The following is an 873-nucleotide window of genomic DNA, read 5'->3' on the forward strand; positions in this document are numbered from 1 at the left end:
CAGGAAGCAACGGCGCATTTATCTGCTATGAATTCTTTGGGCGTATTGCCTTGGAAATTGACCTTTTCCTATGGACGCGCATTGCAAGCAGCTGCCTTAAAAGCATGGGCAGGAAAAGATGAAAATATTGCTGTTGCACAGAAGGCATTTCGTCATCGCGCTCGGATGAACCATCTTGCGGCTTTGGGACAATGGACAAGAGAACAAGAAAAAGCGTGCGATTGAAGCACAAGCTCTGTTCTTAAATGCGGGGAGATTTTGCATGTTTCTGCGTGATTTTAGGTGCCCTCATCATGATAAAAATGGCGGGGGCATTTTAGGCTTGAAAGCTTTCTCAGAGAGTTTTTTCCTTGGACCTTTTAAAAGTCTTTAATGGGTGCTATCGAGAGATAAGATTGCGGGAGAGGTGCAATTTCGAGAAGGGGAGATAATGCTAGGAAATTTGTGAGTGCACAGCACTTTAGTATGGTGTCGTTCATGGGTGGGCACTTGCTTTTTGAGTGAAAATCATAAAGCTCATACTGTATTGAAGAGTTTGATATTATGATATTTTTTCTTTTTCATGTTATCATTACTTGTCATCAGCAGAATTTATTTGATTGCAGTTTCAAAGGTGGATTAAGCGGGTAGATTAGAGAGTTGCGATTTCTGAGCGGATTGGAATACAGCTTATGAAGCTTTTCTGCGTCAGGATAGCTTCCTCTTCAATGGGGGTAGTTTTTCTATTGGCGAACGAATTGAATAACTCTTGCGAAAGAAAATAGATTTGCACCTCAATAAAACACCTATTTTTTCGTTAAAATGGATAAATTTTTCTTGTATTTTTTGATGATATAATTACAAATGTCTAACTTCATAGCATCTTGGCTTAAA

Annotated in this window: 1 protein-coding gene; it reads left to right on the forward strand. The window is 39.4% G+C overall.

All coding sequences use genetic code 11. From position 1 onward, the window contains the following. Positions 1-225 (forward strand): class I fructose-bisphosphate aldolase (locus ACFIL8_RS11310; RefSeq protein WP_375689876.1); only part of this gene is annotated, 225 nt, incomplete at its 5' end. Positions 226-873 lie beyond the last annotated feature (648 nt).

This window comes from Bartonella sp. AP57NXGY, assembly GCF_042195805.1.
Lineage (GTDB): Bacteria > Pseudomonadota > Alphaproteobacteria > Rhizobiales > Rhizobiaceae > Bartonella.